Here is an 18,397-nt window from a genome sequence, read left to right as displayed (position 1 = left end):
TCAATTTTTGAGTTGACAAGTCAATGTGGCATGCGCTAAATTACTCATATAGAAAATATATTTTTATTACTAATATTTTATTGAGCAAGGAGGAATCAAGGATGACTTCCGCTTATCCATATGACATTCACTTACCGGCTAATCTGGAGCAGGGCAAGAAATATCCGGTGATTTTCACACTCCACGGCAAGGGATCGAACGAACGCAATATGTATGATCTGGTTGCTCCGCTGGCTGATGCATTCATCATCATAGGTATTCGCGGTAATCTGCCGCTCGGTGCCGGATACCAGTATTACGATTTGAAAAGCCTGGGTAATCCGATAAGGGAGATGTTCGACCAGGCAGTTAACGACCTTGAATCTTTTATTCAATATGCTACAGAGAAGTATCCGGTTGATCCTGACAGACGTTATTTGCTCGGCTTCAGCCAGGGGGCGATCCTGTCCATGACGCTTGCCCTTACGATGGGATCACAATTAAAGGGAATTGTAGCACTCAACGGATATGTTCCTGATTTTGTGAAAACAGAGTACTCCCTTCGCAGCATTAAGGACGTCTCTATATTTGCCTCGCACGGGGAATATGATTCTGTGTTTCCGGTCCGGATCGGGCACGAGACAGCTGCTTATCTACATGAACAAACGGAGCGCGTAACGTTCAAACTATATCCGACCGATCATGGCGTATCCGAAGAGAACCAAATGGATCTTTTGCAGTGGATTAAGAAAGATGCCAATTTAATTTAAACAAGGGGTGGAACAGAAGATGATACCTTCCTATTTTTTTGCACACGGCGCACCGTCAATCGTACTTGAGGATAATGACTATACCCGGCTGCTGAAGCAGTTTAAAGAGAATACGCCAAAGCCGAAAGCGATAGTTCTTTTCTCCGCGCACTGGGAAGAAGCAGTCCAGACGGTTGGCGCTGCAGCGGCGTATGAAACGATCTATGATTTTGGCGGATTCCAGGACGAGCTGTACCAGATGACTTATCCGGCGCAGAGTGATCTGGGGCTTGTGGAGAAAATCCAAAGTTTGTTCACCAAGTATGGCATTGAGAACACCCGGAATGAGACACGAGGCTTGGACCACGGGGCATGGGCGGTTCTGAAGCTGCTCTATCCGGATGCTGATATCCCGGTCGTTGCGTTATCCGTGAACCGTCACTTGTCTAATGAACAGCAGTATCAAATCGGCAAGGCGCTGGCTAAGCTTCGTGAGCAGGATGTGCTCATTATCGGAAGCGGAGGAACCGTGCATAATTTAAGAGGATTGAACTGGGCGTCCGAGGGGACTGACGGGTGGGCTGAGCAGTTTGACAACTGGATTCAGGATAAGGTGGAGGCATGGGATACCGAAGCATTGTTTCAATACCACGAGCTGGCCCCTTATGCCAGGGAAGCCGTTCCCACCAACGAGCATTTTATCCCGCTGCTGCTGGCCATGGGTACTGGTGATGCCAGCCGTAAGGCCAAGCTTCTTCACCGGAGCTATCAGTACGGTAACCTCAGCTTGAGCTGCTGGCAATTCAATTAAGATTGCGTCAGGAAGTATAGGCTGCCAGAGTCTAGAGCGGGCCTGTTGAACATTTAATATTTGCAGATAAAATAGGACACAAGCCGGATGATTGGTTTGTGTCCTGTTTTATTTAGTAATCGCTTATTACGGAAACCCAACACTAGGCAACTTGTTACGTCTTTTAGAGTGAAACCATTCGAGAGGATGATATGCAATGAATGAAATTCAAACGGACTTCTTGACTGAACAGGGGAAAATCACATATCTTGGATTATTGGACCTCCGCCATTTGCGTTCTGTAGATGAACTTAGAAATGTAACGGAAATCTCATATGTCGGTACGATTTTAATTTCGGATCAGCTTGAAGGCAGTATCCATAACATTCCGATGCATTATGTTGGAAGTGTTGTCTCTATACCGTCAGATATGAAAGTTAAAGTTCTGAGCGGAGATTTGAAGCTTCATGGAGATTTTCTGGAGAACGAAGGAGGCGACCCCGAGGAGACTCTTCTTGTCACAGGGGGACTAATAATTACATCCCCATTCCAGAAGGTCGGGTACAAATCCCTGATCCTCACAGGCGAAATCTTTGCGCCGAAGGAGTGCGAATATGTCCTAACGTCGTCAATCTCCCAGTTGTACGGTGAGCTACACTGCTACGAAAGTGAACCAAGAATGTTCTCTGGGCAAGACCGATTTGGTCATGATTTCTTCTTTTACTTGAAGAAGCCGGTTACTTTGATCCTGAGGGGGGAATTCAGTATTGAGGCTGATGTTTCTCCAGAGCTGTTACATGAAAAAGTATCTGAGGTCTTTTTGTGGGGAAACGTTCAAACGGCGGATAGCAAGCAGGCTTCGCTGTTACTGGCGCTTACAGCTCTGAAGTATGGCGATATTCGTGCCGTGCAGACCTAGGAGGCTACGTTCAATGAATGACCCTCAGAGGGAGGCATTCTTTAATCAGGTTTACGGTAAATATCACCATATCATCTTTGCTTACATCATGTCACAAGTTAGTCATCGCGAGACAAGCAAAGACTTGCTGCAAGAGGTTTTTCTGAGAATCTGGAATCAAATCCATGTTGGCATTGAGCTGGGAATCGACGAATCTCGGTATTGGATCTATCGTATAGCAAAAAACTTGGTTATTGATCATTATCGGAGACGCTCTACACAGAACAGGACCGAGGATAAGATAAAAGCTGATGCTGTCAGCAACATTCTAGTATCGAAATCGGCCGAGGACACCTTCGAAATAAAGGAGCAAATCCTTAATGTAGAGCAAGCGATCCGGCGGCTTCCCGATAATCTGTACCGTGTTTTAATACTCCAGTACATCGGACAGATGAACAGTTCAGAGATCGGTGAGCTTCTCGAATTACCAGCGGGAACCGTTAGATATAGGCTCAGTATGGCACGCAAGAAGCTGCGGCAAGAGCTAGAAGCATTTCAAGGGGAAGGAGTACAGCCATGAGTGATGAATTTCGTGAAGAATCAAGATCCTTCGAGAAAGAAAGGCCTGATCTCTCTGCTTGGATTAATAGTGTTAAGTTAACTGAACCTGAAACAGAGGCCATTAAGAATTCAATTCTTAGGAAGGATACCGGGTATGGTGATGAGTGGTTAGAAGTGATGTCAACACGAATTGACCGGGCCATTTTGCGTTCTCAACACAGGATTGAACAGACGGCTTCATTTCGGCTACAAGTACAAACTGACCGGATCAGGAAATGGAGTCTCGTTGAAAGATAAACTACAAAAGAAACCCAGGGTCTTTAGATGACCCGGGTTCCTCGGCAATTGAGCCGGTTATTTATCGGCTCTTTGCTTTTTAAGTTTTGTCAGCGGAAAGCTTATTATTTCAATTTATCTATTTGCCTGATAATATCGTCCGACTCCAACACGGATACCCCGATATTTCTCAGCTCTGCGGTTCCTTTTTCGTAAACACCGGATATTGCATCAGCTGCCATAACCACTCTTAAGTCTCTTTCACTGGCTTGATACATGCTCGTTCGTGGACAGTTTGGAAAATTGCAGCCTGCAAAAATTAACGTATCAATATTCCTCTGGCTGAGAAACTCCTCAAGCTGTGTCTGATAAAAGGCTCCCCAACGGGGTTTATACATGGCCCAGTCATACTCTCCAAGCTGTTGAAAATGCCCGCTAAGAAGCAAATCGCTGTCCAGGATTGGGCTCTTTGGCGGCTTAATTTCGTCCACTAGCTCAGCCCCGGCACTGAAGGGTAATACGAACTTGAAACCTTCTTCAAAAACTTCTTTGCGGCAGATATCGACATTGGTACCATCTTCTTTATATAACCGGATGACATGAATAATAGGGCGTTCTGCCCGGCGATAGGCTTCGGCAAGTTTCTTCATTGTCGGTAAAATTTCTGGAGTTCCAGCTACCTCGGCTTTAGAGCCAGACAGCGCATTGTCATTTTGGGTATCAATAGTAATCAATGCACTTTGGTTCCAGTTTGGTTCAGTATATCGGGACATACAATCTTCCTTTCGTATTAGGGTTATTCAAAACAGAGATGGGAATCAGTAAGCAACGCCTACACGCGAGTTCATGAAATTGCCGGCTTGTATTTGACTATAAGTAAATTCCGCTGTATCCGGTACAGATATTTCAATACCGCCTTCAGGCAGAAAATGTTGCTTTACACGGTAGTTCCGCAATCGCTCTCCATCCTGCAAGGAGGTAGGGCATACGATAGTCCATTTAAGGGTTGAGTGCTTTAGCAAATCATAGACATGATGATGTTCCTCTGCTGCACGGGTTGACCTGCGTTTGGATTCGCTTGATTGATAGCGCAGAAGATTGGGGGACTGCTCACTTTGCAGAATGCCGGCAGTTCCTACGGTTATAATACGTTGTATACCTTCGTTATACATGGCTTCAATGATGAGAGGCATACTGTCTGATAGAGTTGTTGTACCATCTGTATTTAGTGCACTAATAATTACATCATTTCCTTGTACTGCGGAGGTAATGTCCTCTTTATTTAGCACGTTACCATGAATGACCGTCAGGTTCTGATCGAAATGTTGAATCTTCTCCGGCGTGCGGACTAATACGGTCACATGATGTCCATCCTGCAGAGCATGGGCAACGATATGGCTCCCAACCCTTCCAGTGGCACCAAAAATCAATATATTCATATAAGGGAACCTCCTAGTGGATCTGCTTTCTTTTTTGAAGTTGCGGCGACTTGAATGATGATCATTAGAATACTGATAAGAATCATTCCTATTATAGCAGGGGTGAAACTATGAGAAGCATCATGAATCCAGCCTAAAAGAATGGGACCGGATGCACCAATAACATATCCCGCAGATTGCTGCATTGCAGACCAGGAAGTAGCATCGTCAGCATTGCTGGTGGCATCTATCGGCAGCAAAAGATTTAAGGTGAATAATCCGCCTGCTCCGAGACCAAAAAGGAGAGTGGAGACAACCGGTAAGACATTAGCAACGAATAAAACCAGACTGATCAGTATGAGTAAGGATTCAGTAACCATCCATAACCGTCTGGAAGGGAACTTCTTTAGCATTATGGGCAGAACCAAACTGAAAGGGATTTGAATAATAACAAATATAGTCAGACAGAGCGTGGCAAAGGATTTTGAATACCCCAGCTCTTGAATAATTAAGGGGAGCCAAGCTGTAAAAGAATACATTAGCATAGCCGTGGAACCAAAGGAGAGCGTTAGTATCCAAGCCCTTTTATTGGTCCAAGGCAATCTGATTTGTGGACTTCCCGATGCGTTAACCGTTCCGGCAGACTTAGGCTTAACCATGATCCACCAAAGAACCGCTGCAATAAAAGCGAGTATTGCCCATAAGCCTATCGCTTTCTGCCACGAATGGTAATATCCCTGTAATGGACTCGCAAGCATTGAGCTTGCTGCCGCCCCTATAGTTAATGCAATGCTATAGACTGCAATAATAGATGGAACATGCCCTGGGAAATACTTTTTTATAAAACCTGAAGTTAGCGGACCTATAGAGGCAATGCCTAATCCGGCAATCAATGAAGATATGAGAAGTACAGCAGTGGAGTGAGCAAACAGACGAATGACCGTTCCGATTCCAATGATTAATAAAGAATAGCCTATTATCCGTTCCATTCCCCATTTGCCGCTTGCCTTGACTGCTAACGGGGAGAATAACCCCATACAAAGTACAGGGATTGAAGTAAGCAAGCTGGCTAATGCAGCGCTCATTCCAAGGTCAACTTGGATATCCTCCAGTAGCGGAGCAATGGAATTGATTGCAGGACGTAAGTTCAATGTTGCAACAAATAAGGCTATGATTAGTAATCCCTTTTTTCTCATTTTTTAACTCCCTTTGTGATCTTTTAACTGACTTAGTTTATTGTAGCGGGAGTGAGAAGCAGAGTTATGGGTTGTTGGGGACATGATTATAGGTAAAGTAGGACATACATCTATTAAATTTGAAAAAAGTTTAACCTTGAAATAAATAGAACGGAGTGACAATGATGGGTATTAAAAGCGGTAGTTTTGTTATGTCTGGAGACAGCTACTTTGCGCCTGGCATGCCGATAACTGTAAACAGGGTTAATGAAACATTTGATATGAGTACCCATTCCCATGAATTTATTGAAATTACATATATCAGTGAAGGTGCGGGGGTTCATTATATTGATGATGCGGCCGTTCCGGTTGAGCAAGGGACCTTGGTATTCATTCCAGTTGGGCCCAGCCATGTGTTTCGGCCAAGAACCCTTACGAAGGGCAACCCCCTTATCGTGTACAACTGTTTATTTCCAGTGAACTATTTAGCAGAGCTTCAGTCGTATTTTCCTCAAACCAAGGAGATATGTGAATACTTCTCAAATGAACAAGCACTCTGGTTCTCAATAAAGGATACGGATGGGACCTATCACTTCCTGTTTCGGGAATTGTATCGTGAATTTTCGGCTAAGCCGCCGGGATATCTGGCAGCCCTCTCCGCGCTTGTCGTGCAATTATTAATTGGCATGTTTAGAGACCGGCTGCAAACCGATATGGCCTTAGGGGATAAGCAGCAGTGGATGGCTATCGACGAAGCCATCGCGTTTATTAATTATCATTATGCAAACGGACTTAAGCTGAATGATCTCGCCGGTAAAGCAAACCTTAGTAAACGGCATTTCAGCCGTCTGTTTCGGAATCAGACCGGAATGAGCTTTACGAATTACCTGCAAAATGTTCGTATGGATGCCGCATGCCGTCTCCTATCGGAAGGCGGCAACAGTGTAGCCGGGATCGCCGCTGCAGTAGGATATCATGACATGAAGTTTTTTCATCAGCTATTCAAGAAAAAGGTAGGATTGACGCCCCTTGAGTATAGAAAGTCTTGTGATAAATGAATGCCTCATCAATACAGTACCCAAAAGAATGAATGGGAGTTCATATGGGCACATTTTATCCCCGATCCCCAGTGGAGCATCTGGCTGCGGATTCCGGAATCGGAACAGGAATTTATTTTTCATCCTATCTCTTCTATAAAGGTGCGCCAGTCCGTTCAGGAGGCACTACTGCGGGCGTAAATTCTTTCCTTCACCGCAGGCTGTCTGAGCTCGGGTTGGAAGAAGCGCTTATTCATGCTCATTTAAGTGGAAAACAAGATCATAAGCCGGAGCAGCTTGATTTTCATACGGGAATTTGTTACTCTGTATTTACACCATTGGTTTAAAAGTTTAAACATTTAATCATAGATAGGGTGAGTGCTAAATGGGCAAGCAGGCGTTGGACATATTCCGTCAAAGCCTTCCGATTCTCCAGGTATTAAGCGATTCGAACCGTCAGGACATTCTGCTGTTTCTGTCCGAGAATGAGAAGCTCACGGTCAATGAAATAACGGAGCGGTCCAAGCTGTCACGGCCGGCAGTTTCCCATCACCTGAAGCTGCTGAAGAATGCGGGCGTCATTGACGTGGAGCAAATAGGCACCCAGCGCTATTATTACTTATCCATGCAGGAGGCAGTGGAGCTGTTGAAGAAGCTGCTGGCTGCATTGGAGCGCGATTGTTTATAAATGTAAAATTAACTGGAGGTGTATTAGATGGAACAGTGGACTACAGAGCGGGTCGAACAAATACTACAGGAGCACCGGAGTAAGCTGAATAACGGGTATACCCGCAGCCTAAGCTTCCGGCAGGAGCAGCTTGGAAAGCTAGCTGATGCGATCAGAAGGAACGAGCAGGAGATACTGTCAGCACTTTATCAGGATCTGCACAAAAATGAATTTGAAGCCTACTCCACAGAAGTCGGGTATGTGCTGAACAGCATCCGGTATATCAGTAAGAATCTGAAACAATGGATGAAGCCGCAGAGGGTGAAAACACCTTTTTATCATGTTGCCTCGAACAGCCGGATATATAAGGAGCCCTATGGAACTATTCTGATTATAGGCCCCTTTAATTATCCCTTTCAGTTGTTGCTGGAACCCCTGATAGGTGCAATTGCCGCAGGGAATAGTGTTATCCTGAAGCCCTCCGAGAATACTCCGGCTGTCAGTGCAGCTGTAAAGAAGCTTATAGCCGAAACCTTTGATGAAACGTATATCCGTGTTATTGAAGGGGAGAAGGAAACTACCTCTGCACTGATTCATGCATCGTTTGACTATATCTTCTTCACCGGAAGTGTGCCTGTCGGTAAAATTGTCATGGAAGCAGCGTCCCGGAACCTTGTTCCCGTTACGCTTGAGCTGGGAGGTAAAAGTCCTGCGGTTGTAGACCGGTCGGCTAATCTTGACGTTGCTGCTGAAAGAATTATCTGGGGGAAGATGATCAATGCAGGCCAGACCTGTATTGCCCCGGACTATGTCCTGGTGCATGAAGAGGTCAAGGAAGCGCTGATCGGCAAGATGAAAGAGGTCATAGCCAGATTTTTTGGTTCTGATGCGAGGGAGAGCCAGGCTTATGGGCGAATTGTTAATGAACGCCAGTTCGACCGTTTGGCTGCTATGCTGGACAAGGATCAAGCCCGTATTGTATCTGGGGGCAGCCAGGTCCGGGAAGAGCTTTATATTGAACCCACGCTGCTTGCTGCAGAATCCTGGTCTGATGCCGCTATGGAAGACGAGATTTTTGGTCCGATCCTGCCAATAATGGGCTTCGGCCACCTCGAGGATGCAGTTACCATGATTAACAGCCATCCGAAGCCGTTGGCATTGTATCTGTTTACGGAAGACGGTCACGTTGAAAAAGAGGTGATAGCCCGGGTATCGTTTGGCGGTGGCTGCATTAATGATACGATCAGTCATGTGGCCAATCACCATCTGCCCTTCGGCGGGGTGGGACCGTCAGGCATAGGTGCCTATCACGGGAAATATAGCTTCGATTTATTCTCGCATGCCAAGAGTGTTTTGAGCAAAAGCACAAAGATTGGAATTCCGATCCTATATCCTCCTTACGGGAACCGGTTGAAGTGGATTAGAAAACTATTACGCTGATGCCTTTTGTAGGGTAGCAGGCGAGGAGGAGAGGTACTATGAGTAACGTTACGTTTGCTTCATTAGATGAAGTGAAAAAAGAGCTGTCCAAAATGTCCGGGCAGGAGGTCGTCCCGATGAAAGAATGGCCTGTCTATGAAATTCTGGCCCATTGCGCCCAGACCATTGAATATTCGATGACCGGTTATCCGCAAATGAAGCCAAAGGCAATAAGGAATACAATCGGCCGTGTTGCCATCCGGAAATTCCTGAAGCAGGGATACATGAAGCATAGCCTGACCGCTCATGTTCCAGGCGCTCCCAAGCCTGAACTACAGGGTACAGCCAGAGAGGGGATGGATCTGCTGCTCAGGACAATTGAAGCATTTCAGGCATTTCAAGGACCCTTGCAGCCCCATTTGCTTTTCGGAGAACTGAGCAAGGCGCAATATGATCAATATTTTGCAATGCATATCGCAGATCATTTTTCGGAGCTGCAGCATACGGACTGACAGTGATTACTATGCTTTATATTTTCCAGCTTCTGCAGGCAGTCTAAGTTGAAAAGTAAATAAGTCGTTTACATGATTAAGTGTAAGTGAACCCCCATGCAGCTCAGCGATATTTCTGGCAATGGAAAGGCCCAGGCCGGCCCCGGTCTGGATACCTTCACTGCTTCGGGAGTGGTCAACCTTATAAAAGCGTTCGAACAGTTTATCCTGCTGCTCCCTTGTTAGAGGCGTTCCGCGGTTTTCGACCCCGATCGTAACCTGCTTATGATCTGTTTGCATGTTAATGCGGATTGCCCCCGGCTTGAAGGAATATTTCAGAGCATTCATCAGCAGATTATCAATGGCTCTGGCGATTTTATCACTGTCTACGACTGAATACACCGGCAAGCTGCCGATTTCTTTAATGATGTGAAGCTCATTGTCATAAGCGATCGGTTCAAATTCAAACAGCAATTGGTTCAGGAGCTGGCAGAGATCAATCCGGTGCGCCTCTAGACGAGTGTCAATTGAGCTAAGCCTGGTGTATTCAAAAAGATCATCAAGTAGCTTTTTTAGGTGCGTAGCTTTACTGTAGGTGTTTTGCACAAAGCGGTCGTATTCTTCCTGATCCTGAAATGAATTGGATCTCAGCAGTTCAATATATCCGATGATACTGGTCAGTGGGGTACGCAGGTCATGCGAGATGCCGGTAATCAATTCCATCTTTGATAGCTCAGCTTCCCGTTCTTTTGCGATTTGCTGCTCCAGGCGTTCTGTCATCTGATTGATATTAAAGGCTACCCGCCCAAGCTCATCTTGCCGCTTTACAGGAACACGGTAGCTCAGGTCTCCCCCGGTAATTGTTTGAAGTCCGCGTTCCAGTGTCATAAGGTCCTTGACGATGCGGCGTGTCAGTATAAGGAAAGTTAGAATAAATACGATTATAAAAAAGGGCGTAATAAAATAGGGGAATACCTTTTCCAGCCATTCCATGCCTGTTCCTACCTGAAACACGAAATAAATCAGCACATTATTCATCGTCGCAGCAAGTATTAGACTAAGCAGCATGCTGAGCAGAATGTTGAGCTGAATCTTTTGTTTTCTTTTAGATTGCATTACAGGTTTATTCAATTTTATAGCCAACTCCCCAAACGGTTTTAATATACTGAGGACTGCGTGGATTATCTTCCAGTTTCTCACGTAAGTTGCGGATATGAACCATCACCGTGTTATCGGAGTAACCAAAGGGTTCTTTCCAGACCTTGTTATAGATATGCTCGGAGCTAAAGACCTGTCCAGGATGACTGGCCAGCAGTACCAGAATGGCGAACTCCAGAGGCGTTAGCACAATGTCATTTCCCTTTAGCTTTGCTGAGTGCTTACTTTTGTCAATGGTAAGGTCTTTAATCAGAATAAGTGAAGGGTTTCCGGCTTTTCCAAGTAACGTTTGCCTCCGCATTTGGGCCTTTACACGGGCGAGTAATTCCAGCGGGTTGAAGGGCTTGGTCATATAATCATCCGCTCCGGTGGTAAGTCCGGTGATTTTATCGATATCCTCTTCTTTAGCGGACAACATGATGATTGGCGTGTCGGAGATTTCCCTGATTTTCAGGCAGGCTGTAATTCCGTCCATCCGGGGCATCATGACATCAAGGATTACCAGCGCAACAGGTGAAGCCTGGAGGACTTGTAAGGCTTCCTTGCCGTCAGCCGCTTCAAGGACATGGTACCCTTCATTTCTTAAATAGACATGTATGATATCCCTTATCTCGGATTCGTCATCAACAACAAGGATGGTATTCATCTGCAGTTGCCCTCTCTCTATTGAAGTTGGTGCTTATTATACAGCAGTCCGGTTACTTTTTCCGGCAGACGTACACAAATGCAGGAGGCACATTCAAGGGTACATATTTAATATCTTCTATTATAAAATGTTCAGAGAGCTGCTTCTTCATCTGAAGGGAGTACTGAAAAGCAATAAACATTCCTCCCGGCTTGAGCGCCTGAACAATCTGATTCATTAATGTATCCCTCAGTTCACGTTCAAAGTTAAAAAAAGGAAGTCCGCTGAAAATACAATCCAGATAAATGATGTTTTTTTGATTAAGGGTATCTACTAACCGGGTTGCATTTGCGTGACAAGAGAATCCGGGATAACTCAACCGCAGTTTTGTCCTCATTACATGATCCGTTTCAAATAAAAAGACACTTGCATTCCGGTTCACATTGGATTGGATGTAGCGGGTAATAGGCCCTGTTCCTGATCCAAGCTCTGCAACGGCCTTTACCTCATCCCAGTCTACCTGGTTAACCATCTTTTTCGCCAGAAAACGGGAGCTTGGTGCCACACTTCCTACATTCTTCGGACTTTTCATGAACCTCTGTAAAAACAATAAATGCTGATTCATTCATTATTCCCCCATATTTAAATTTAAAAATGATTGAAAAAAGATAAAAGATGATGGCCAAAGCTTGTACCTGCCGTGAAAAAAGTAAGTGTCCAGACTAAAGCGCTGGAGTAGGAAATAATCATGAATTTCTTGAGTGAACCTCTGTTGAATCCGATTAGGAAAGGGAGGAAGTATCTCACCACAGGTATAAAAATACCAATGCACATCGCCCAATCGCCCCGCTGGCTGAGTATTTTTTCGGCTTGTTGAAAATTACGGCTGTGCTGGAACTTATGCTTTAAGTGCTGTCCAAATTTTCTTCCTGCAAAATGAAATAGTGTTATGGCCGTTAAGAGACCAGAAAGAATGGATATATAAGTCATGCCGATATTCAAAACACCGCTGCCACTCAGAATCGCGCCTGTAATCACCGTGATTTCGTTTGGAATCGGAACACCAAAGGGTCCAAGAGACAAAGCCACATAAAAAAACAAATAACCGTAATGGTCAATGAGTGATAAAAGTGTGCTGCTGATGACCTGTCACCCCTTCTCTTGCTGATGTAGTCATCTTAATGAAAAGAACTGAAGAAATTACGGGGAGAATTCTGAAGAAATTCTGAAGCTATAACTGGAGACTACAAAAAAAGCCTGGGAGCAGCGACTTAGTCACTGAATACTCCTCAGGCTTCTTTTACAGATTGGACTGGCTCTGTCTGTATTTATGCGGTGTTACCCCGGTTAAAGCTTTGAACATCCTGTAAAAATGAGTCGGTGTTTCGTATCCGCATTGTTCCGAAATATCAGCAATCTTCTGATCTGAGCGGATCAGGAGCTCCTTGGCGCGGATAATCCGTTTGGCGTTTACATATTGGGTGACATTCATAGTTGTGAGCTGCCGGAAGACCCGTGAGAAATGGGGAGCAGAGACGTTGGCTTTTTCCGCGAGCCGGGCAAGGGAGGCTTCACGTTCGGGATGCTCGTCGATATCACGCAGTACCTGCTTCATCCAAAAGGGGCCAACACCAGGTTCAAGGGGGGCGTTGCGTCTGCGGACAGATTGCACATACCGGTTAATCTGCAGTAGGAGCTGGCAGGCAATAAGCTTGGCTGCTTCATGATAGCCTAATTGCCGTTCTTCCAGTTCCTGATGTAGCTGATCTAGCGCCGTACCAGTGGCCGCCTTTAACGGTTCGGGCAGCTCGATGCGGTATATTCCTTTTTGTCTGGCAAAATCAAAGCATAACAAGCTGTTGTACGAATCGTCGATCGGCTCCATTGCAAGCAGTGTAGGAGCGAAGTAGAGCGCTGAGGATACAATGGGATCTTCGTTGTGTGGCAGGGAGTGGTGAATCGTGTTACCCGGAATGATGAACAGATCACCCTGTTTTTTTTCAAACCAGGCATTATCGATAAAGAAAACACCCTTACCCTGATGAATATAGACTAGCTCATACCGGTCATGCAGATGATCCGGGAGCTCATTCATTTGTCTTTTTACCGTTTTGTAGGCAAGCTCCAGCGGGAATAGAGGATCGCCAAAGAAGGGTTTGCGGATAGGCTTCACTCAGATCATTCCTTTTTAAGGATGGTGTAATGTAAAGAACGGATATCAAAATAAGTTATAAAAATGCATGTTTAAGACATTAAATACTTGATTCTCTTAGTATACAATGTTCATGAAAGAGGAGCATTAAGCATTACACTATGAATGTAAAAGAGGGTGCAACAGGATGCGGATTGACGCTCATCAGCACTACTGGAAAATAACACGGGGAGATTATGGCTGGATCACACCGGAGCTGCCGGTCCTGTACCGGGATTTCATGCCGGTTGATCTGGAGCCGCTGCTTCAAACACAGAGCCTTGACGGGAGTATTATTGTTCAGGCTGCCCCGACGGTTGAGGAGACTGATTTCATATTGTCTATCGCTGACAAATCGCCATCTGTGCTTGGAGTGGTAGGCTGGCTGGATCTTTTCGACCCGAACCACCGCCGGATCTATGAGAAGTTCAGGCAGCATCCGAAATTCAAGGGATTCCGGATTATGATTCAAGACATGCCGGATGCTTACCGGATATTAGAGCCCGGGTTTGTGAAAGCGCTCCGCGGATATGCGGAAGAGGGTGTGTCCGTAGATTTACTGCTGGTTCCTGATCAGATGGATGTTGTATTACAGCTCCTTGAACAAGTTCCGAATCTGCGCGGCGTTATCGATCATATGGCTAAACCTCCAATTAGGAACAAGGACATGGAACCCTGGAAACAATACATGACAGCTTTTGCCCGGTATCCCCAAATCTACTGCAAATTATCAGGAATGGTCACAGAGGGTGAGCATCACCGGTGGAGAAAAGAAGACTTTCTTCCATATATACGCACAGTTATAGAACTCTTCGGCCCGCAGCGGGTGATGTTCGGCAGTGACTGGCCTGTATGTCTGTTGGCCGCAGATTATTCAGAGGTTATGGATATTCTTATCTGTTCACTGCCTGAAGCCTGGGGGGAGTATGAGCGGGGGTGTTTGTTGGGTGACAATGCGAAAGCGTTTTACAAACTATGAATCTGCTGAATGGGGGAACTTGTAATGAAATATCGTAGATTAGGAAATACCGGACTGGATGTGTCGGTCCTAAGCTTTGGCGCTTCTTCGCTGGGCTCTGTGTTTCGTGAGACGGAGGACAGCCAGAGCATCAGGACGGTACATGCAGCCATTGATGCAGGCATTAATTACATTGATGTTTCACCCTATTACGGTCTCACCAAAGCAGAGACGGTACTTGGAAAGGCGATTCAGGAGCTGCAGCGTGACCAATTCCTGTTGTCCTCCAAAGCCGGTCGTTACGGCGAAGCAAGCTTTGATTTTTCAGCCAAACGTATCTTCAGCAGTGTGGAAGAGAGCCTCAAGCGGCTGCATACGGACTACCTGGATATTCTGTTTCTGCATGATATTGAATTTGTGCCGGCTGAAGTGATCCTGGAAGAAGCGGTACCGGCAATGATTAAGCTGAAGGAACAGGGTAAGATCCGTTTTAGCGGGATCAGCGGCCTGCCTTTGCAGTTGTTTGATACGCTGCTCCCGCAAATCGATGTAGATGCCATTTTATCCTACTGCCATTATTCGCTTAATGATAATTCCCTGCTGGAATTGCTGCCGTTGCTTCAGTCAAAGGGGACCGGGCTGGTCAATGCTTCCCCTCTGTCCATGGGTTTGCTGAGTACGCGTGAGACAGCAGATTGGCATCCTGCCGGAAGCAGGCTAAAAACAGTTTGTAAACAAGCCGCCGAGCATTGTGCTGCGAGAGGTGCAGATATCGCCAAGCTTGCTGTACAGTACTCTACCAGCCATGAACAGATCCCGACTACACTGGTAAGCACAGCCACACCGGCGAATATTATCAAGAATGCCGCTTGGACTGACGAAAGGTTGGACAGCGAGCTGCTGCAGGAAGTGCTGGATATACTGAAGCCGGTTCACAATGAATCATGGGTTAGCGGCCGTCCTGAATACAATGAATGCCTGGAACCGGACAAAGGGGGCGGTATTGTATAATGAAGGGTATTGTCTGCGAGGAAGTCGGGAAATTTGTATTGTATGAAGATTTAACGGAGCCTGTACTGGAAAAGGGAAAAGCCATCGTTCGTATTCGGAGGATTGGTATCTGCGGAACTGACCTGCATGCCTACCAGGGAAATCAGCCGTATTTTAGCTATCCGAGGGTCCTGGGTCATGAACTCGCCGGTGTTATCGAAGCGGTGGGAGATAATGAGGCAGGGCTGCACGCAGGAGATCAGGTTAGCATTGTACCCTACATGCACTGCGGTGAGTGTTCAGCCTGTGCTATCGGAAAAACAAACTGCTGCAAAAATATGAAGGTGTTTGGTGTCCATATTGATGGCGGTATGCGTGAGCTGGTGTCGATTCCTTTGGGACATTTAATTAAAACAGACGGACTTACTTTGGACCAGGCCACTATGCTGGAGCCGCTGGCGATTGGTGCACATGCCATCCGGCGCTCAGGCCTGGCTGCCGGCGATACGGTTCTCGTGATTGGGGCAGGCCCGATTGGTCTTGGCGTTATGGCACTTGCACGGTATGCAGGAGCAGAAGTCATCGCTATGGACGTGAATGAAGAGCGTCTAGACTTTTGCCGGGAATCGGCACAGGTGAAGCACGCAGTGAATGCCCTGCAGCCGCCGCAGGAGCAGCTTGCAGCTATTACAGGAGAACCCAAAGCCGCTTTTGTCATTGATGCAACAGGGAATGCCAAATCCATGATGAATGCCTTCGGCTTGGTCGCACACGGAGGATCACTGGTATACGTCGGCCTGGTCAAAAGCGAGATTACCTTTAATGACCCTAACTTCCACAGTCACGAGATGAGCTTGATGGGCAGCCGTAATGCTACCATGAAGGATTTTGATTTTGTGCTGAAGGCAATCTCGGCTGGTTACGTTGACATAGACAGGTATATAACACACCGCACGAGTTTTGAGGGAATGATCAGCTGCTTTGACAGCTGGCTGAAGCCGGAGTCCAAGGTGATCAAAGCGTTAGTTGAAATAAACTGAAATTGAATCCAATGAAACGGACTAGCCTATGCTAGTCCGTTTTTGAATTTAATGATATTAATATTTAATGACTAATAATAGAAGCGAAATATGTGTATTAACTTTTTTGAAAATAACACTTGCATGGTCACGTGCATATATGATATATTCTATATCTGGCCGCGAAACGCTGAAAAGCGTCGAAGCTAAGCTCGAAAAAAGAAATTAAAAAAGAGCTTGACATTGAATGGTCGGAAGTGATATAGTATAAGAGTTGCTGCTGACGAGATGATCGAAGGCGACGACGAGCTTGATCTTTGAAAACTGAACAACGAGTGAGTATCTGGAGATCGCTTCGGTGAGATCCAAAAGTAGAGAATGTAAATTCTCGTCAGATGTTTCAAAATGAGCAATCGCTCTTTCTAAATACCAATTTGGAGAGTTTGATCCTGGCTCAGGACGAACGCTGGCGGCGTGCCTAATACATGCAAGTCGAGCGGAGCTTATCCTTCGGGGTAAGCTTAGCGGCGGACGGGTGAGTAACACGTAGGCAACCTGCCCCTTAACCTGGGATAACTACCGGAAACGGTAGCTAATACCGGATAATTTCTTTTTTCTCCTGAGAAGAGAATGAAAGGCGGAGCAATCTGTCATTAAGGGATGGGCCTGCGGCGCATTAGCTAGTTGGTGGGGTAACGGCTCACCAAGGCGACGATGCGTAGCCGACCTGAGAGGGTGAACGGCCACACTGGGACTGAGACACGGCCCAGACTCCTACGGGAGGCAGCAGTAGGGAATCTTCCGCAATGGGCGAAAGCCTGACGGAGCAACGCCGCGTGAGTGATGAAGGTTTTCGGATCGTAAAGCTCTGTTGCCAGGGAAGAACGTCCGGTAGAGTAACTGCTACCGGAGTGACGGTACCTGAGAAGAAAGCCCCGGCTAACTACGTGCCAGCAGCCGCGGTAATACGTAGGGGGCAAGCGTTGTCCGGAATTATTGGGCGTAAAGCGCGCGCAGGCGGCTATTTAAGTCTGGTGTTTAAACCTTGGGCTCAACCTGAGGTCGCACTGGAAACTGGGTGGCTTGAGTACAGAAGAGGAAAGTGGAATTCCACGTGTAGCGGTGAAATGCGTAGAGATGTGGAGGAACACCAGTGGCGAAGGCGACTTTCTGGGCTGTAACTGACGCTGAGGCGCGAAAGCGTGGGGAGCAAACAGGATTAGATACCCTGGTAGTCCACGCCGTAAACGATGAGTGCTAGGTGTTAGGGGTTTCGATACCCTTGGTGCCGAAGTTAACACAGTAAGCACTCCGCCTGGGGAGTACGGTCGCAAGACTGAAACTCAAAGGAATTGACGGGGACCCGCACAAGCAGTGGAGTATGTGGTTTAATTCGAAGCAACGCGAAGAACCTTACCAGGTCTTGACATCCCGGTGTAAGCATTAGAGATAGTGCCCCTCTTCGGAGCATCGGAGACAGGTGGTGCATGGTTGTCGTCAGCTCGTGTCGTGAGATGTTGGGTTAAGTCCCGCAACGAGCGCAACCCTTGACTTTAGTTGCCAGCAGGTTAAGCTGGGCACTCTAGAGTGACTGCCGGTGACAAACCGGAGGAAGGTGGGGATGACGTCAAATCATCATGCCCCTTATGACCTGGGCTACACACGTACTACAATGGCCAGTACAACGGGAAGCGAAGCCGCGAGGTGGAGCCAATCCCAGCAAAGCTGGTCTCAGTTCGGATTGCAGGCTGCAACTCGCCTGCATGAAGTCGGAATTGCTAGTAATCGCGGATCAGCATGCCGCGGTGAATACGTTCCCGGGTCTTGTACACACCGCCCGTCACACCACGAGAGTTTACAACACCCGAAGTCGGTGGGGTAACCCGCAAGGGAGCCAGCCGCCGAAGGTGGGGTAGATGATTGGGGTGAAGTCGTAACAAGGTAGCCGTATCGGAAGGTGCGGCTGGATCACCTCCTTTCTATGGAGAATCGTTCT

At 46.6% G+C, this 18,397-nt stretch carries 20 protein-coding genes and 1 rRNA gene; 13 read left to right on the top strand and 8 right to left on the bottom strand.

The genetic code is table 11. The annotated features are described in order from the left end of the window. Positions 1-101: 101 nt before the first annotated feature. The 5 genes from R70331_RS25910 to R70331_RS25890 all read left to right on the top strand — a co-directional run bounded on the left by R70331_RS25910 (position 102) and on the right by R70331_RS25890 (position 3,274). Positions 102-749 (top strand): alpha/beta hydrolase, encoded by a 648-nt coding sequence (locus tag R70331_RS25910; RefSeq protein ID WP_042180651.1) that lies wholly within the window; start codon positions 102-104, stop codon positions 747-749. A gap of 19 nt (positions 750-768) precedes the next feature. Then, positions 769-1,539 (top strand): DODA-type extradiol aromatic ring-opening family dioxygenase, encoded by a 771-nt coding sequence (locus R70331_RS25905; protein WP_042180648.1) that lies wholly within the window; start codon positions 769-771, stop codon positions 1,537-1,539. A gap of 196 nt (positions 1,540-1,735) precedes the next feature. Beyond that, positions 1,736-2,437: a hypothetical protein gene (locus R70331_RS25900; protein ID WP_042180645.1), complete on the top strand. Its 702-nt coding sequence runs from the start codon at positions 1,736-1,738 to the stop codon at positions 2,435-2,437. A gap of 13 nt (positions 2,438-2,450) precedes the next feature. After that, on the top strand, positions 2,451-2,996 hold the full coding sequence (locus tag R70331_RS25895) for an RNA polymerase sigma factor (protein WP_042180642.1): 546 nt from the start codon (positions 2,451-2,453) through the stop codon (positions 2,994-2,996). After that, complete coding sequence (locus tag R70331_RS25890; protein WP_042180639.1) at positions 2,993-3,274, top strand: hypothetical protein; 282 nt, start codon at positions 2,993-2,995, stop codon at positions 3,272-3,274. The genes R70331_RS25895 and R70331_RS25890 overlap by 4 nt, the downstream gene beginning before the upstream one ends. A 104-nt stretch (positions 3,275-3,378) precedes the next feature. Here R70331_RS25890 and R70331_RS25885 read toward each other — a convergent pair whose 3' ends face one another. The 3 genes from R70331_RS25885 to R70331_RS25875 are packed head-to-tail and all read right to left on the bottom strand — an operon-like array spanning position 3,379 to position 5,867. Next, positions 3,379-4,026, bottom strand: a complete 648-nt coding sequence (locus R70331_RS25885; RefSeq protein ID WP_042180638.1) for a cysteine hydrolase family protein — start codon at positions 4,024-4,026, stop codon at positions 3,379-3,381. Between the two features lie 45 nt (positions 4,027-4,071). Then, positions 4,072-4,692, bottom strand: coding sequence for an NAD(P)-dependent oxidoreductase (locus R70331_RS25880; protein WP_042180635.1), 621 nt, complete (start codon positions 4,690-4,692; stop codon positions 4,072-4,074). Then, entirely contained in the window at positions 4,689-5,867 is a 1,179-nt protein-coding gene (locus tag R70331_RS25875) for an MFS transporter (protein WP_042180633.1), read from the bottom strand. Before R70331_RS25875 ends, R70331_RS25880 begins: the two co-directional genes overlap by 4 nt. A gap of 161 nt (positions 5,868-6,028) precedes the next feature. Here R70331_RS25875 and R70331_RS25870 point away from each other — a divergent pair, with 161 nt between their 5' ends. The 4 genes from R70331_RS25870 (at position 6,029) to R70331_RS25850 (ending at position 9,481) form a co-directional block, all read left to right on the top strand. Then, positions 6,029-6,904 (top strand): AraC family transcriptional regulator, encoded by an 876-nt coding sequence (locus R70331_RS25870; RefSeq protein WP_231576360.1) that lies wholly within the window; start codon positions 6,029-6,031, stop codon positions 6,902-6,904. 364 nt (positions 6,905-7,268) lie between these two features. Beyond that, complete coding sequence (locus tag R70331_RS25860) at positions 7,269-7,571, top strand: ArsR/SmtB family transcription factor (RefSeq protein WP_042180625.1); 303 nt, start codon at positions 7,269-7,271, stop codon at positions 7,569-7,571. Between the two features lie 27 nt (positions 7,572-7,598). Beyond that, positions 7,599-8,990 carry an aldehyde dehydrogenase gene (locus R70331_RS25855; protein WP_042180623.1) on the top strand — a complete coding sequence of 464 codons (1,392 nt, stop codon included), beginning with the start codon at positions 7,599-7,601 and terminating at the stop codon, positions 8,988-8,990. Positions 8,991-9,028: 38 nt separating this feature from the next. Further along, the gene (locus R70331_RS25850; protein ID WP_052419223.1) at positions 9,029-9,481 is read left to right on the top strand and encodes a DUF1569 domain-containing protein; all 453 of its coding nucleotides are present in this window, start codon (positions 9,029-9,031) and stop codon (positions 9,479-9,481) included. Between the two features lie 9 nt (positions 9,482-9,490). Here R70331_RS25850 and R70331_RS25845 read toward each other — a convergent pair whose 3' ends face one another. From R70331_RS25845 to R70331_RS25825, 5 genes are all read right to left on the bottom strand, one after another. Beyond that, positions 9,491-10,591: a sensor histidine kinase gene (locus tag R70331_RS25845; protein WP_042180621.1), complete on the bottom strand. Its 1,101-nt coding sequence runs from the start codon at positions 10,589-10,591 to the stop codon at positions 9,491-9,493. Continuing rightward, positions 10,584-11,264, bottom strand: a complete 681-nt coding sequence (locus R70331_RS25840; protein ID WP_042180620.1) for a response regulator transcription factor — start codon at positions 11,262-11,264, stop codon at positions 10,584-10,586. The genes R70331_RS25845 and R70331_RS25840 overlap by 8 nt, the downstream gene beginning before the upstream one ends. Before the next feature lie 52 nt (positions 11,265-11,316). After that, positions 11,317-11,868: a class I SAM-dependent methyltransferase gene (locus R70331_RS25835; protein ID WP_042180617.1), complete on the bottom strand. Its 552-nt coding sequence runs from the start codon at positions 11,866-11,868 to the stop codon at positions 11,317-11,319. A 23-nt stretch (positions 11,869-11,891) separates the two neighbouring features. Continuing rightward, positions 11,892-12,332, bottom strand: coding sequence for a DedA family protein (locus R70331_RS25830; RefSeq protein ID WP_231576359.1), 441 nt, complete (start codon positions 12,330-12,332; stop codon positions 11,892-11,894). A gap of 211 nt (positions 12,333-12,543) precedes the next feature. Next, a complete protein-coding gene (locus tag R70331_RS25825) occupies positions 12,544-13,416 on the bottom strand; it encodes an AraC family transcriptional regulator (protein WP_042180612.1) in 873 nt (290 codons plus the stop codon). A 166-nt stretch (positions 13,417-13,582) separates the two neighbouring features. Between R70331_RS25825 and R70331_RS25820 the strand changes: the two genes are divergently transcribed. The 4 genes from R70331_RS25820 (at position 13,583) to R70331_RS25805 (ending at position 18,380) form a co-directional block, all read left to right on the top strand. Next, positions 13,583-14,413, top strand: a complete 831-nt coding sequence (locus R70331_RS25820) for an amidohydrolase family protein (protein ID WP_042180610.1) — start codon at positions 13,583-13,585, stop codon at positions 14,411-14,413. A 24-nt stretch (positions 14,414-14,437) separates the two neighbouring features. Continuing rightward, positions 14,438-15,403: an aldo/keto reductase gene (locus R70331_RS25815; protein ID WP_042180607.1), complete on the top strand. Its 966-nt coding sequence runs from the start codon at positions 14,438-14,440 to the stop codon at positions 15,401-15,403. Further along, the gene (locus tag R70331_RS25810; protein ID WP_042180605.1) at positions 15,403-16,422 is read left to right on the top strand and encodes a zinc-binding alcohol dehydrogenase family protein; all 1,020 of its coding nucleotides are present in this window, start codon (positions 15,403-15,405) and stop codon (positions 16,420-16,422) included. The genes R70331_RS25815 and R70331_RS25810 overlap by 1 nt, the downstream gene beginning before the upstream one ends. 410 nt (positions 16,423-16,832) lie before the next feature. Further along, positions 16,833-18,380: ribosomal RNA gene (locus R70331_RS25805) — 16S ribosomal RNA — on the top strand. Positions 18,381-18,397 lie beyond the last annotated feature (17 nt).

The organism is Paenibacillus sp. FSL R7-0331, assembly GCF_000758645.1.
In the GTDB taxonomy this organism is placed as follows: domain Bacteria; phylum Bacillota; class Bacilli; order Paenibacillales; family Paenibacillaceae; genus Paenibacillus_AQ; species Paenibacillus_AQ camerounensis.
The sequence above is the reverse complement of the archived record's forward strand: the minus strand, read 5'-3'. Positions and strand labels throughout refer to the sequence as shown.

Coding starts and splice junctions, on each gene's coding strand:
- R70331_RS25910 (WP_042180651.1), top strand. CDS start 102: ATGACTTCCGCTTATCCATATGACATTCACTTACCGGCTAATCTGGAG.
- R70331_RS25905 (WP_042180648.1), top strand. CDS start 769: ATGATACCTTCCTATTTTTTTGCACACGGCGCACCGTCAATCGTACTT.
- R70331_RS25900 (WP_042180645.1), top strand. CDS start 1,736: ATGAATGAAATTCAAACGGACTTCTTGACTGAACAGGGGAAAATCACA.
- R70331_RS25895 (WP_042180642.1), top strand. CDS start 2,451: ATGAATGACCCTCAGAGGGAGGCATTCTTTAATCAGGTTTACGGTAAA.
- R70331_RS25890 (WP_042180639.1), top strand. CDS start 2,993: ATGAGTGATGAATTTCGTGAAGAATCAAGATCCTTCGAGAAAGAAAGG.
- R70331_RS25885 (WP_042180638.1), bottom strand. CDS start 4,026: ATGTCCCGATATACTGAACCAAACTGGAACCAAAGTGCATTGATTACT.
- R70331_RS25880 (WP_042180635.1), bottom strand. CDS start 4,692: ATGAATATATTGATTTTTGGTGCCACTGGAAGGGTTGGGAGCCATATC.
- R70331_RS25875 (WP_042180633.1), bottom strand. CDS start 5,867: ATGAGAAAAAAGGGATTACTAATCATAGCCTTATTTGTTGCAACATTG.
- R70331_RS25870 (WP_231576360.1), top strand. CDS start 6,029: ATGATGGGTATTAAAAGCGGTAGTTTTGTTATGTCTGGAGACAGCTAC.
- R70331_RS25860 (WP_042180625.1), top strand. CDS start 7,269: ATGGGCAAGCAGGCGTTGGACATATTCCGTCAAAGCCTTCCGATTCTC.
- R70331_RS25855 (WP_042180623.1), top strand. CDS start 7,599: ATGGAACAGTGGACTACAGAGCGGGTCGAACAAATACTACAGGAGCAC.
- R70331_RS25850 (WP_052419223.1), top strand. CDS start 9,029: ATGAGTAACGTTACGTTTGCTTCATTAGATGAAGTGAAAAAAGAGCTG.
- R70331_RS25840 (WP_042180620.1), bottom strand. CDS start 11,264: ATGAATACCATCCTTGTTGTTGATGACGAATCCGAGATAAGGGATATC.
- R70331_RS25835 (WP_042180617.1), bottom strand. CDS start 11,868: ATGAATCAGCATTTATTGTTTTTACAGAGGTTCATGAAAAGTCCGAAG.
- R70331_RS25820 (WP_042180610.1), top strand. CDS start 13,583: ATGCGGATTGACGCTCATCAGCACTACTGGAAAATAACACGGGGAGAT.
- R70331_RS25815 (WP_042180607.1), top strand. CDS start 14,438: ATGAAATATCGTAGATTAGGAAATACCGGACTGGATGTGTCGGTCCTA.
- R70331_RS25810 (WP_042180605.1), top strand. CDS start 15,403: ATGAAGGGTATTGTCTGCGAGGAAGTCGGGAAATTTGTATTGTATGAA.